Origin of the sequence: Bartonella sp. MR30HLJHH, assembly GCF_042194195.1 — a bacterium.
GTDB lineage: Bacteria > Pseudomonadota > Alphaproteobacteria > Rhizobiales > Rhizobiaceae > Bartonella > Bartonella grahamii.
This window is the reverse complement of the sequence record NZ_JBHIMO010000003.1, coordinates 57,712-71,313: the sequence shown is the minus strand read 5'-3', so window position 1 is coordinate 71,313 and position 13,602 is coordinate 57,712. Positions and strand designations below refer to the sequence as shown.

General features: G+C 38.3%; 10 protein-coding genes. 5 read left to right on the top strand and 5 right to left on the bottom strand.

Features of this window, described 5'->3' with window-relative positions:
• Positions 1-79: 79 nt before the first annotated feature.
• From ACFIKR_RS02925 to petA, 4 genes are all read right to left on the bottom strand, one after another.
• Positions 80-520, bottom strand: coding sequence for a PRC-barrel domain-containing protein (locus tag ACFIKR_RS02925; protein ID WP_375658764.1), 441 nt, complete (start codon positions 518-520; stop codon positions 80-82).
• A gap of 111 nt (positions 521-631) precedes the next feature.
• Positions 632-1,528 carry a cytochrome c1 gene (locus ACFIKR_RS02920; protein WP_375658763.1) on the bottom strand — a complete coding sequence of 299 codons (897 nt, stop codon included), beginning with the start codon at positions 1,526-1,528 and terminating at the stop codon, positions 632-634.
• Positions 1,522-2,778, bottom strand: coding sequence for a cytochrome bc complex cytochrome b subunit (locus ACFIKR_RS02915; RefSeq protein WP_375658762.1), 1,257 nt, complete (start codon positions 2,776-2,778; stop codon positions 1,522-1,524). Before ACFIKR_RS02915 ends, ACFIKR_RS02920 begins: the two co-directional genes overlap by 7 nt.
• A 4-nt stretch (positions 2,779-2,782) precedes the next feature.
• Positions 2,783-3,331, bottom strand: a complete 549-nt coding sequence (gene petA, locus ACFIKR_RS02910) for a ubiquinol-cytochrome c reductase iron-sulfur subunit (RefSeq protein ID WP_012754879.1) — start codon at positions 3,329-3,331, stop codon at positions 2,783-2,785.
• 732 nt (positions 3,332-4,063) lie between these two features.
• On the opposite strand from petA, the gene ACFIKR_RS02905 reads away from it, so the two are divergent.
• Positions 4,064-4,540, top strand: a complete 477-nt coding sequence (locus ACFIKR_RS02905; RefSeq protein ID WP_012754878.1) for a tRNA (cytidine(34)-2'-O)-methyltransferase — start codon at positions 4,064-4,066, stop codon at positions 4,538-4,540.
• A 605-nt stretch (positions 4,541-5,145) separates the two neighbouring features.
• Here the strand turns inward: ACFIKR_RS02905 and ACFIKR_RS02900 are convergent.
• Positions 5,146-6,399: a CCA tRNA nucleotidyltransferase gene (locus ACFIKR_RS02900; protein WP_375658761.1), complete on the bottom strand. Its 1,254-nt coding sequence runs from the start codon at positions 6,397-6,399 to the stop codon at positions 5,146-5,148.
• A 248-nt stretch (positions 6,400-6,647) separates the two neighbouring features.
• Here ACFIKR_RS02900 and ACFIKR_RS02895 point away from each other — a divergent pair, with 248 nt between their 5' ends.
• Genes ACFIKR_RS02895 through ACFIKR_RS02880 form a run of 4 tightly spaced genes read left to right on the top strand, consistent with a single transcriptional unit; the run spans position 6,648 to position 13,479 of the window.
• Entirely contained in the window at positions 6,648-7,679 is a 1,032-nt protein-coding gene (locus ACFIKR_RS02895) for an AAA family ATPase (RefSeq protein WP_375658760.1), read from the top strand.
• Positions 7,680-8,591, top strand: a complete 912-nt coding sequence (locus ACFIKR_RS02890) for a DUF58 domain-containing protein (protein ID WP_375658759.1) — start codon at positions 7,680-7,682, stop codon at positions 8,589-8,591. It begins immediately after the preceding gene.
• Positions 8,588-11,386, top strand: coding sequence for a DUF4159 domain-containing protein (locus tag ACFIKR_RS02885; RefSeq protein WP_375658758.1), 2,799 nt, complete (start codon positions 8,588-8,590; stop codon positions 11,384-11,386). The genes ACFIKR_RS02890 and ACFIKR_RS02885 overlap by 4 nt, the downstream gene beginning before the upstream one ends.
• Complete coding sequence (locus ACFIKR_RS02880; RefSeq protein ID WP_375658757.1) at positions 11,383-13,479, top strand: glutamine amidotransferase; 2,097 nt, start codon at positions 11,383-11,385, stop codon at positions 13,477-13,479. Before ACFIKR_RS02885 ends, ACFIKR_RS02880 begins: the two co-directional genes overlap by 4 nt.
• Positions 13,480-13,602 lie beyond the last annotated feature (123 nt).

Below are 13,602 nucleotides of genomic sequence, written 5' to 3'. Positions count from 1 at the left end.
TTTTTTGAACAAAAAAAACGTTGCTAGCATATTATTATGATAGCAACGGTTTTATCCATTAAAGAATGGAAATATAAAATTAGCGCGTCCAACGCCCTTCGTATTTAAATGTTGGAGCGTCCTTTAAAGAATCCTTTGTCGCATTTGTAATGAGTTTCCATTTACCATAATCATTTGTCATCTGGATTGTTTCTGGAGAAACGACCACATAACTCTCGCCTATACCAAGAAAACCACCAACAGCAACAACAAACCCTGCAATATTATTTTCACGTAAAATAATATCTTTTACTTCACCAATATTTTCATCTTCTATATTATATACATTGGCGCCTATAAGGCTGGAAGCAACAAAATCCGTTGCTAAAGGTGTCACATAACGCACAGACTTATCTACCCCCACCTGTACAATACCCGTCGAAGAGATCATTTCAGGTTTTGAAGGCACTTTAAAAGACTGGGCGTAAGTACTAGAAACCATCAAAATTGACATAAGAGTAGTACATGCAATTTTTTTCATTTTAACATCTCCGTTTTTACTTTGCTTTTACTTTATAAAACCTCAATGCATCATAAACAGATTTGTTCCTTATGCTCTTTAATACTCTATACTCTTTCAAGCCTTGTCATTTTACCATTTTCTCTTTATTTCGTCTTTTGTTTCTTTCTCTAACTCTTCTTCTAAACCACACCAAATACGATTTTTTAAAATATAAACAAGCCCTGCAAAAATGATTAAAAATAAAATAACACGAAAACCGGTTTTTTTACGAATTTCCATATGAGGATCGGCAGCCCACATCAAAAAAGCAGAAACATCGCGCGCGTAATGTTCAATGATTTCTGGGGTTCCATCTTCATAAGCAACCATACCATCACTCAAAGGAGGAGCCATAGTTAAAGAATTACCGGCAATAAAATAAGGATTATACCAATAACCATCCGCAATTTTTATCTCCTTCGGTGCCTTCTGATATCCTGTTAAAAGAGCTGTAATATAATCTGGACTAGCTGTATCATAATGAGCCAATGCATCAGTAATTAAAGCAGGAAACGGCAAAGATACACCACGTGCACGTGCCATCAATGACAAATCTGGAGGATAAGCACTATTTAAAATAAATCTTGCTTCTTCTTCATGTGCAAAGGGAGAAGGAAAATAATCCGTTGCAACCCCAGCACGTTTAAAAAATTTTCCTTCTCGATTAGGACCATCGCGCACTTCATATTGCCGTGCCAAAGCTTTAATCTGTTCTTGATCATACCCAAGAGCTTTTAAATTGCGAAAAGCCACATATTTTAGCCCATGGCAGCTGGAACAAACTTGTTTATAAACCTTTAATCCACGCCTCAATTGCGCCTTATCATAAAGCCCAAATGGACCTGAAAAACTCCATTCTTGTTTTTTAGGAATCCTTAAAGGAAAAGAAATAAATTCCTCCTCCTGATCAGAGGCATCCCCCGCTAAACTCTGAGCAGAAAAGCTCATAGCAACGATAACAATCAGTCCGACAAAAACATTTACCATAGTCTCTTTTTTTTCTGTTTTAAATCTTGCATAATTGAAGAAGGAAGAGAACAATTTTTTTCAAACGCTGGCAAAGTCGGCAAAATAACCAAAAAAAATATAAAATAATAAACCGTAGCCAATTGCGTCCATAAAAGGATTTTGTCATTTATTTCTCTTGATCCCAACCAACCAAGGAAAACGACATCAATAACCAACGCCCAAAAGAAAATTTTATAAACAGGTCGATATCTTGCTGAACATATTTTAGAGCGGTCTAACCATGGCACAAAAATTAAAATGCAAATCGAACTGACGAATAAAACAAAGCCCACAAAAGTTGAAGGGAAAATACCAATATCAAAAGTTATAGCACGAAGTATCGCATAAAAAGGCAAAAAATACCATTCTGGAACCACACGAAGAGGTGCTTTTAAAGGATCTGCCACATTATAATTTTCAGCCTGCCCCATATAATCGGGCATATAAAACAAAAACCAGGCAAAGAAGATCAGAAAAACAGTAATAGCAAAAATATCTTTGATAAGCGCATAAGGTGCAAATGGAACCGTTTCCTTATCTGATTGTATAGCAAGACCCGTTGGATTACCTTGCCCGACACAATGGATTGCCCAAATATGCAGCCCCACAAAAAGAAGCAAAACAAATGATAAAACATAATGGAAAACATAAAAACGATTCAACGTTGGTTGTCCTACGCCATAATCACCCAGAAGTGTCTCATGTAACCATGTCCCCATCAAAGGTATTGTTTTTAAAAGCCCTGCAATCACTGAAGCCGCTGAAATAGACATCATCCCCCAAACAAGCACATAACCAAAAAATGCTATTGCCATCATGATGATATAAATAAAAATACCTGTAACCCACACCATTTCTCGCATATTTTTATAAGAACCATAATAAAGTCCACGTGCCAAATGGATATAAACAGCAATAAAAAAAAACGAAGAGCCTACAGAATGCCATGGACGAAAAAGCCAACCAAACTGCCCTTCACGCCGAAATCGTTCACTAGTTTCAAAAGCCAAATGAATATCTGGAACATAATGCATAGCCAAGACAATGCCAGTCAAGAGCTGTGATAAAAGCATAATGGTCAAAATACCGCCAAATGTGTAAAAGTAATTAAGATTACGCGGAACAGGAAAAATCACAAATGTATTATAAAAAAAACGAGGAAGAGGAAAACGCTTATCAAACCAACGAGCAAGAGCATTTTTAGGATAATAAGGAGGAAACCTTGTCATAACCTTATCCTATTTTGAGCAAAGTATCAGAAAGAAATTGGTAAGGTGGAATAGCCAAATTATAGTTAGCTGGACCTGACCGCACTCTTCCAGCGGTATCATAAACAGACCCATGACAGGGACACAACCAGCCTCCAAATTTACCCGACTTCCCAAGTGTTACACAGCCTAGATGAGTACAAAGATTAATAACAATAAGCCAATTTTCACGTCCTTTACCTGCTGAACGCGCAAAATCTGTTGCTTCTTTTTCACCTTCAAGATTAGGATTGCGCGCTTGACGATCTTTTAGAAGACTCAATTCAGTAGCGCGCGCATCAGCAATTTCTTTTGTCGTACGATTTCGAATAACAACAGGCTGTCCTCGCCACTTTACCGTCACCGACATCCCCTCTTCAATACCAGAAAGATCAACCTCAACAGAGGAAGATGCCAAAACAGCTTCATCTGGACGCAACTGACGGATAAAAGGCCACGCAACCGCTCCCATTCCAACTGCTCCTGCAACAGCTGTTACCAAAAACAGAAAATCCCGCCTCGTTTGCTCACCCATGGCCTTAACTTAAAGAGACTATTTGCTAAAACATTCTTCTACCATACCCTCTCCCATTGTACAATGCTTGATCACTCAGTTGCATCAACCATAAAAACATCCCCGTAAAAAAACTTCTGCCATTTGTATGGTCTATACAAAAAACTGTTTTATAATGATAATTCATCGTTTTACAGAGTGTAATAAAATCCTGAAACACCGTAAGTTTCTTTCATTTCAAACCTATTTTCATATTAATCAATCAAAATTACTCTCCCGCCTGTAAAAAACGGAAATAGCGTGTAAATAAACACTCCTAAAGAAAGAAACATAGTCTTATTATGACCAGATCTCAGTAAATAAGTTGAGCTTATCGGTTATTTCTTTAACACATTTACAGCATCTCTCCCTCCCTCAATTCCAACTGGTTGAATGAGTATTTTTTCCGCTTCTGCTTTTGCATAAAAAGCATATTTTGTTGATTTTCATTAAAATGGATGATCTAACCTCATTAAATATCCCACTTTTCAACATAATGAGCCAATCCATTTTATGTATCGCTCAATATAAAGGAAGTCCCTAATAGGGAGATTCTCTCTTATCCCAAACAAACCTGTGTACATAAATTTTTCCCTGAAATTTAAAGTGAATAAAAATTAAACGTAAAAAAATATGTATTTCTCAAAGCATATTTTTCGAATAAATTGTAACGCTTCTTTACAAAGTTGAAAGAAAAATCATATTACAGAGAACATGACACTTCATATAGCTCTTTTCCAACCTGATATTGCTGGTAATACTGGAACGATTTTACGTCTTAGCGCTTGTTTTGGTTTACATGTGCACATTATTGAACCCGCAGGCTTTAATCTGTCGGATCGTAATCTCAAACGCGCAGGATTGGATTATCTCGAATATGCTTCCTTAGAACGACACATTGATTGGCAACATTTTATAAGCTCCATGAAACACTTTAACCGCCGTCTGTTGCTTTTAAGTACAAAAGCAAAAACATGCTATACGCAGATATGCTATCAAAAAAATGATGTTTTACTTTTTGGTCGTGAAACAGCTGGGGTTCCCGATTATGTTCATGAAGCTGCCGATTACACATTGAAAATTCCCATGCAACCACAGGCACGCTCTCTAAATCTCGCCATGTGCGTAGCCATAACAACGGGAGAAGCATTACGCCAAATTGGTTATCATGAAAGAAACTGTAATCTATAAAAACACAACAATTCCATTAAAATAATTAATAAAACAATAAAAATGCATGAAATATGGTTTTAAATAATTAAAAAAATCTTTTTTATAGAATATAATGAGTAATTAAAAGCGCATAAAGTTCACTAATACTTTTGGAATAACTTACAGAATGCCTATAAAAACTCATAAATTATCACGAAAAACAATATACAACATATAAAGAATAGTTAGAGCGTATAACACTTATCATTTTCCAACAATCAGGTGCTGATAAAATAAACATTTCTTAGTGCCCATCACATCCATTTCATATCACTTCATATCACCACCTATGAATGATTAAATACTCCTCATAGTAAAAATCCATTGGACACCCCCCTCTTTATGCTCATACAAAGTGCAAACTGCTATCATTATTCTCTTTATCCGTTTTCACTTTCGAGAATCCTTATCTTTGAGATGGTTCATAAGAGACATTTTTTCTCTCTGTAATCATTTTTCCTCACACGGCTTCCCCCACTTGTAACGTGTAAGGCTATAATTTGGATTTATGTAATATGAACAGGTTTGAAATAACCTCACAATATTCGGAGCTCTTGTTTCACATGACGAATAATGAATTATTATTATAAATCAATTTTTTCTAATAATGCATGACGATCCATTAAAAATCCGCTTTCGACCCATATCATTTCTAACTCTTTAAGCTTTTTTCCTAAAAGCACACCTTTAGCAAAACCTTTCTTTATTAAATCGTTACCATTAATGGGAAAAGTTGGAATCTGCCATTTTTTGGCAAGCTGATGAAGCTTGGCATAATCCTCTGCTCTTTGCAAAGCATCACTTTTTTCCAGATTATCGAGATGTGATGCAGCGACAGACAACGATAATTGATCTAAAACTGGCTGTCGTCCATGAAAATAAATCAGTTTTTGCACAAAATGATCAGAACAGTTTTGGTTTATTATTTCTAACTCTGCCCATTCTTTTAATCGTGTTGTTTCTTTATGGGAAAAATGCAAGCGCTGTGCCATTTCATGAAGACGTATGGGGTCAGGAGGAAGAAGGCTTTCTAGCCGTAACAATGGATCAACTTTCCAACCAAGAGCCTGTTCTGTCTTCACCAATGCGTGAATTGCATCAATACCCCATCGTTCTGTTTCAGGAAAAATGAGTGCCAAAATTCTGCTTTGTCGCATCCATAAAAGAGCACGCGTTGGATCAAACGCTGCAAGAAGCTTTTTCATTTCTGCCCAAATACGTTCAGAAGAAAGTTTTTTTAAACCGTGTTTTAAACTAACACATGCCTTCAATCCTTGTACATCAGGTCGCCCTGCTCCATACCATGCAAAAAAGCGAAAAAAACGTAAAATACGCAAATAATCTTCGCAAATACGATCTTCTGCAATCCCAATAAAACGAACTGTTTGGCTAGCAATATCACTCAAACCTCCCACATCATCATAAAGATTGCCAGCAGCATCACAATAAAGCGCATTTATCGTGAAATCCCGCCGTTCAGCATCTTTTTTCCAATCACGACCAAATGCCACTTTTGCATGACGACCATCTGTTTCAATATCGCAGCGAAGCGTTGTAACCTCATAAGAACATGAATGAGCAACTACTGTTATTGTACCAAAAGCAATCCCTGTAAGAATAGCTTTAAATCCTGCTTCTTCTACACGTGCAATAACCTGTTGTGGCAAACAGGTTGTTGCAATATCAATATCACTAATAGGCTGCCCTAGCAGTTGATTGCGCACTGCTCCCCCTACAATACGCGCCTCTTCTCCCTCCAAAGACAAAACACGAAGAAGTGTTTGGATATCCCTTTGTTGTAACCACGCAACCTGTTTGAAGTCCTGTCTTATATTCACCCTTTAACCTTTCAAAAAAGTTGTCTTCATTGCTTTAAAGAACTCTCTTCATAAAACAAAATTTTTAAGACATCCCTTATAAAACACGTCTATTCCTTCCAAAAAAACTTTTCTCTTCTTGTATACGAATATGAAAAAAATGGCATATGATACTTCATTTCTTCTCATTTTCTGTTACAAACAATAAAATATCCATTATCATGCAGAGAAAATTACCATTTTTGCGACAAACGCCTTAAGGAAGAAATATGAGTCAACATGATCTATCATCCAATTCTGTAAAAAAGGTCAATATCAATCATGAGGCTCAAGTCATTATTGATGATATTGATATGGCACACAAAGAATTGGATATTTTACAACAAGAAATTGACAAAGTTATTTTTGGGCAAAGTCAGGTAATCGAATATGCTTTAATCGCTATTTTTGCTGGTGGTCACGCCCTTCTTGTCGGTGCTCCAGGACTTGCAAAAACACGTCTTGTTGAAACATTGGGAACAGTCTTAGGACTTGATGAAAAACGCATCCAATTTACTCCTGACTTAATGCCATCGGATATTATTGGTTCTGAAATTATGGATTCCGATAAAGACGGTAAACGTTCTTTTCGATACATTCAAGGTCCTATTTTCACGCAACTTCTCATGGCCGATGAAATCAATCGTGCTTCTCCACGGACACAGTCAGCCCTTTTACAAGCTATGCAAGAATATCATGTTACTGTTGCAGGTAACCGTTATGATTTGCCAAAACCTTTTCATGTTCTTGCAACGCAAAATCCTCTCGAACAAGAAGGGACCTATCCACTTCCTGAAGCACAACTGGATCGCTTTTTGATGCAAATCGATATTGACTATCCTGACCTCACAACAGAGCGACGGATCATTTTAGAAACAACAAAAGAAAAGAAATCAAATGCAAAACCAATTTTGTCCGCCAAAAAATTGCAAAAAATTCAAAATATCGTTCGCAAAATGCCTCTTTCAGAAAATGTGATCGAAGCTATTTTAAAAATTGTCCGCTCAACTCGCCCTCATAAAGACAATAGCCTTGCTAATACTTATGTTTCTTGGGGACCTGGTCCACGGGCATCACAAGCCCTTTCACTTTGTGTTCGCGCCCGTGCTCTTTATTATGGACGCTTAGCCCCCTCACTTGATGATGTTGAAGCATTGGCCTATCCCGTATTACAACACCGCATGGCTCTTAATTTTTCTGCCCGTGCTGAAGATGTAACTGTAAAAGATATTATCAATAACCTTGTGAAAGATGTTCTTTGAATGGCTATTGGCAAAAAAGTTTTACAAAAGCCTCCATTGTCACTGGCAAATGAACTGCATAAGGATACTGGCAAAATGCCATATTTCCTTTTACAAGCACGTCATATCGCTAATACACTGATAACCGGATGGCATGGACAACGCAAACGCGGTAATGGGGAAAACTTTTGGCAATTTCGTCCCTATGTTGAAGGAGAATCCATTACCCGCATTGATTGGCGTCGCTCAGCGCGTGATGAAAATACATATCTCCGCGAACACGAATGGCAAATGACACAAACCGTTTGGCTCTGTCCTGATCAAAGCGCGTCAATGCATTACTGTTCGCGCTTTTCTAAAATCTCTAAAGGTAATCATGCCATTATTCTTACCCTTACCCTAGCATCACTTCTTGCTCGCAGTGGCGAACATATTGCTATTCCAAACTTAATGTCCCCCACAATGACATCCAATGTCGTAGAGCGAATAGCCTTTGCTTTAGAAAATCATTCAGATGAAAATTCATTTCTGGATTTTTCAACGATTACACGCTTTTCACATGTCGTTATAATGAGTGATTTTCTCGACTATCCTGAAAAAATCATCCAACATTTAACCGTTTTAACTACAAAACAGGTGACAGCTCATTTAATTGAAATTTCTGATCCCGCAGAAGAAAGCTTTCCCTACGCAGGTCACACAGAATTTTTTGATCCTGAAACGAAAGAGAAACATGTTTCTACAAAAGCAGAAGATCTTCGTAAGAGCTATTGTAAACTATATCACGCAAGGCGACAAGAGTTGGCAAATTTTTGCGCACGTCAAGGATGGTCTTATCACGTTAGTAAAACGGATCAACCTTTAACAGAGACCATTTTTCATCTTGCAAATACAATGGGCGACTCTCCATTGCAAAAAAGGAGGGCCCTTTGAGTTTTGCTGCTCCCTTTCTGTTACTAGGGCTTTTGTTCCTACCGGTCATTTGGTGGCTGTTGCGGATAACTCCTCCATCTCCGCGTAAAGAGCTTTTTCCTCCGTTACGCTTCTTACCCAAACCAACTCATCAGCAGGAAACAGCAAAACATACACCTTGGTGGTTGCTCTTGTTGCGTTTAACCATAGCGGCACTTGTTATCATAGCGTTAGCACGCCCCACGTGGGATCAAAAACCAATCAGCTTTTCCGGATCTCAACCCCTTGCACTCATTATTGATAATGGTTGGGCTTCTGTAAAAGAATGGAAAAAGCGCATCTCTATCGCTGAAATGCTCCTTGCTCAGGCAGAAAAACAGCAAAAAAATATTTATCTTATTGCAACAGCTGAAAATGATATCTCCAATATAGAGCCGCAACCCGCCAAGATTATAAAACAGCATTTAATGCATTTGCAACCGCGTCCTTGGCCTGTCAACCGTGTGCACGCACTGAAAAAACTCATAAAAATAACCAAAGGAAAACCTCTTGATGTTGCTTATTTAAGTGATGGATTACAAACAAATGAAGATGAGCAGGCTTTTGCTTTGCTTGAAGAATTAAAACCTGAAAAACTCTTATGGTATTTGGCTGATATTTCCGATTTAATCGGCATAACATCCGTAGAAAATAACGATGGAAGCATGGTCGCGCGTATTATCCGCTCAACAACACACGGCAAAACTTCCGCTACACTCAACCTCTACGATTCAAACAATCAACTTCTCGGTCAATTTACGAAAAATTTCTCTGAAGGAGAAACAACAGCTCTTGTTCCTTTTGATGTACCACTTGAACTACGCAATGATATCGCTTGGATAAAAATGAATAATCAAAACCATGCTGCTGCAACTTTCTTGGTAGACAGCCATAACAAGATAAGCCGTGTTGCTCTTCTATCACCCGATACCAATGAAATGGCACAGCCTTTACTTTCTCCATTTTATTACATTATCAAAGCATTACAGGAATATACACAGCTTATAACCGCCGGTGGAAGAGAGCTTTCAACGGATATTGATTATTTGCTTAAACAAAATCCATCTGTTTTCATTATGAGCGACATGGTTAACATGCCTGAAAAAGCAGAAAAAAAACTTTCTAATTTTGTGAATAAAGGGGGAACACTCATCCGCTTTGCAGGAGAAAAACTCAGTAGTGCAGAACATTATGATAGTCTCCTTCCGATACCGCTACGTCAGGGGCAACGTTTCCTTGGAAGTATTATGTCTTGGACGAAACCACAAAAGCTTGCCCCTTTTGCAAAAAATAGCTTTTTCTTTGATCTTCCTTTTCCAGAAGATGTCACTGTCTCGCGCCAAATCCTCGCAGAACCAACCCCAGATCTTTTTGAAAAAACGTGGCTTAGCCTTTCGGATGGAACCCCTCTTATTACCGCAGCAAAACGTGGTAAAGGAACCCTCATTCTCATTCATGTTGCTCCTGACCCCACATGGTCTAATCTTCCTCTTTCTGGCTTTTTTGCACAAATGTTGCAAAAACTAATCACATTAGGGTCTAACGAAAACACAAACCTAACACACAGAGAAAAAAGAACAATGGTACAAAACCCGTGGCGAACCATAACCGCTGACGGACAATTACAAGTACCGACCTCTCATGTTGTTCCACTGGTCTTTGACTCTCAAAATCCACCCCATCCTTCCTATAATACTCCCCCAGGACTTTATGGTGTCAAAAGCGATTTTTATGCACTCAATCTCTTAACTCATTCGTCGCACTTGATGAAACAATCATCATTGCCAACTTCTCTTAATAAAAGCCCTTTATCTTACGATACAAAAGAAAAAAATCTTATCGGTCCACTTTTAGGATTAGCCATCTTATTATTCGCCTTTGACAATTTTCTCATTTTATGGATGGGAGATATTTTTTCTTTCATGAAACGGCGTAATATGTTTCTCCTCCCTTTTATAAGTCTTATTGCCTTGTTTTCATATGATCCAACTCTTCATGCACAAACGAAAGAAAATCATCATGATAGTGTACAAGCTGCTGGTGCAACACATCTTGCCTATGTTATAACCAATAATCATGAGATTGATACAACGAGTAAACGTGGTCTAGAAGCGTTAAGTCAATTTATTGCAGAGCGCACAATGCTTACCCCAGGCTCTGTTACAGCACTTGATCTCGATAAAGATGAACTCTCTTTTTATCCTCTTATTTACTGGCCAATTGATGTTAAGAGTCCTATACCTACCCCCAAAAGTCTTGAAAAAATAAATAACTTTATGAAACATGGGGGAACAATTTTATTTGACACACGCGATCAGATAAAGAGTAATCTTAATCTTGAAGGAGATGCCACTCCAGAAACGCAACGATTACGAGATATCTTAAAAGAGTTAAATATTCCATCCATTGAGCCAGCATCAACGGATCATGTTGTTGCACGTTCTTTTTATATTATGCCAGATTTTCCTGGTCTCTACCGTGGTTCACCTTTATGGATTGAATCCTCATCAACAAACAAAAAAAATAAAAATTCTCTTGCTAGCGGTGATAATGTAAGTTCTCTTCTCATCACCGCCAATAACTTTGCCGGTGCTTGGGCACTCGATGAAAAAGGGGCATGGAAATATCCCCTTGTTCCCAATGATCCAATGCAACGTCTATGGGCATTTCGTGCAGGTTTAAATATTGTCCTTTATGTTCTTACAGGAAACTATAAAGCGGACCAAGTTCATGTTCCAGCACTCTTGGAACGCTTTAAAAGAGAAAGAAGGCAATGATATCATTTTTCACTTTTCAGCCTTTTTTACCACTCATTTGGATTCTGTTCTTAAGTGGAATATCGATGCTTTTTGTCGTTGTTGGTCTTGTTACGCAACGTCAAGGTTCTTTATTTCGTCTAATGGCATTAAGCGCCCTCATCCTTGCTTTGCTCAATCCAATGATCATAAAAGAACAGCGCGAACCACTGAAAAGCACAGTAGGTATTGTCATTGACCGCAGCAAAAGCCAAACATTTGGAACACGTACAAACGACAGTGATGAAGCGCGCGCGCAATTAACGCAAGCATTGGCGCATTATCCACAATTTGAACCACGCTTTATTGAAGCTGGAAAACTTGCTGATAATCAGTATGCGCCCTCAACGAATTTATTTGATGCTTTAACACAAGCAGTATCTGATGTGCCGCCCTCTCGTTATGCAGGAACCATTTTTATCACCGATGGGCAAGTACATGACATCCCTTCCTTTTCAGACCTTCATCATAAAGCACCTCTCAATGCTCTGATTACAGGACACTCAGATGAATTTGATCGCCAAATCAAGTTTATTTCTCCTCCACGCTTTGCCCTTGTCAACAAACCACAAACGCTCTCCATTTTGGTAGAAGATAAAGGCCCCGCCAAAAAAACAATACCACAGAAAGCAAATATTACGCTAAGCGTCAATGGACAAGACATTGGCCATTATTCTGTAACTCCTGGCGTGATTTTTCAAACTGAAATTACCCTTCCTCATGCTGAAAAAAATATTATCCAAGTGATAACCGATCCACACAAAGGTGAACTAAGCTTTGAAAACAACCGCGCCATAACAATCATTGAAGGAATCAGAGAAAATTTACGCGTTCTTCTTATTTCAGGTGCTCCTTATAATGGAGAACGGACATGGCGAGACCTTTTGAAAGGTGACTCCAATATTGATCTTGTTCACTTTACTATTTTGCGTCCTCCCACCAAAGCAGATAATACGCCCTTAAGCCAATTATCCTTGGTGGTCTTTCCGACTAGAAAACTCTTTGTTGAAGAGATTAATAACTTTGATCTCATCATCCTTGATGGCTACCAGCACTCTGCTGCTCTACCCTTAATCTATTATGATTATATCGCCCAATATGTACAAAAGGGGGGTGCATTGCTGATGGTAACAGGACCTGAATTTACAAAAAACAACTCACTTGCGAAAACACCTTTAATAAGCATTCTACCGGCATTGCCCAATGGAACTATTATTGAAAAGCCTTTTCGCCCCACATTAACCAAAGAAGGTGAGCGCCATCCTGTCACAAGGGGCCTTGCAACACTTAACCTTCCAGCTTCTCAATGGGGAAAATGGTTGCGACAAATTGCTATTCAAAACATAAATAACGGAATCGCTCTCATGAAAGGAGCCGATGAACAACCTCTTTTACTTCTCGCTCATGTTGATAAAGGACGTGTAGGCATGTTGCTCTCCGATGAAAGTTGGCTTTGGGCACGAGGTTTCGAAGGCGGCGGTCCTTATGCAGCTCTTTATCGTCGTATTGCCCATTGGCTCATGAAAGAACCAGAGCTTGAGGAAGAAAAATTAAGTGCAACCAGCAGCCATCATCATTTAACAATTCGCCGCCAAACTCTAAAAAACCATCCAGAACCCGCTGAAATAACCTTTCCCTCTGGAAAAAAAGAACATATCACTCTCACCAAAGAGCAAGAAGGTCTCTTCAGCGCAACTGTGATCACTGATGAAACAGGGATTTTTACCATTAAAAATGGCGATTTAACAATACTTTCTTCTGTAGGGATGCTCGATAATCTTGAATTGTTTGACTTAATTTCAACACAAGAAAAACTAGCCCCTATTATTAAGCACACCGGTGGTTACATCGGACGGTTGTACCCTGAGGGAAAAGAAAACATTCATCTTCCTCCATTCAAGCTGATTCAATCAAAAATAAACCCGTCTTCTTCCTCAGCACATTCAATTATTCTGAAAGAAGCGGCAGAAACCCGTTTAATTAATACCTTTTATTTTTCGATATTTTCTGGTTTCTTAGCAATGCTTGCTTGTCTTTTACTGTTGAGCAGCATGTGGCATCGTGAAAGCCGTTGAAAAATCTGAAATTTCGTATAATAGTCTTAAAACTCAGCTTATTTTCTTGTCTTTTACAATTAGATAAAAACATTGATCTATAATGATAATTTATCATTATTGTCATATTGAGTCATTATTCCC

Excerpts from the sequence above, each read along its gene's own strand:
- ACFIKR_RS02920 (WP_375658763.1), bottom strand. The coding sequence starts at position 1,528 with ATGGTAAATGTTTTTGTCGGACTGATTGTTATCGTTGCTATGAGCTTT.
- ACFIKR_RS02880 (WP_375658757.1), top strand. The coding sequence starts at position 11,383 with ATGATATCATTTTTCACTTTTCAGCCTTTTTTACCACTCATTTGGATT.
- ACFIKR_RS02925 (WP_375658764.1), bottom strand. The coding sequence starts at position 520 with ATGAAAAAAATTGCATGTACTACTCTTATGTCAATTTTGATGGTTTCT.
- ACFIKR_RS02905 (WP_012754878.1), top strand. The coding sequence starts at position 4,064 with ATGACACTTCATATAGCTCTTTTCCAACCTGATATTGCTGGTAATACT.
- petA (WP_012754879.1), bottom strand. The coding sequence starts at position 3,331 with ATGGGTGAGCAAACGAGGCGGGATTTTCTGTTTTTGGTAACAGCTGTT.
- ACFIKR_RS02890 (WP_375658759.1), top strand. The coding sequence starts at position 7,680 with ATGGCTATTGGCAAAAAAGTTTTACAAAAGCCTCCATTGTCACTGGCA.
- ACFIKR_RS02895 (WP_375658760.1), top strand. The coding sequence starts at position 6,648 with ATGAGTCAACATGATCTATCATCCAATTCTGTAAAAAAGGTCAATATC.
- ACFIKR_RS02915 (WP_375658762.1), bottom strand. The coding sequence starts at position 2,778 with ATGACAAGGTTTCCTCCTTATTATCCTAAAAATGCTCTTGCTCGTTGG.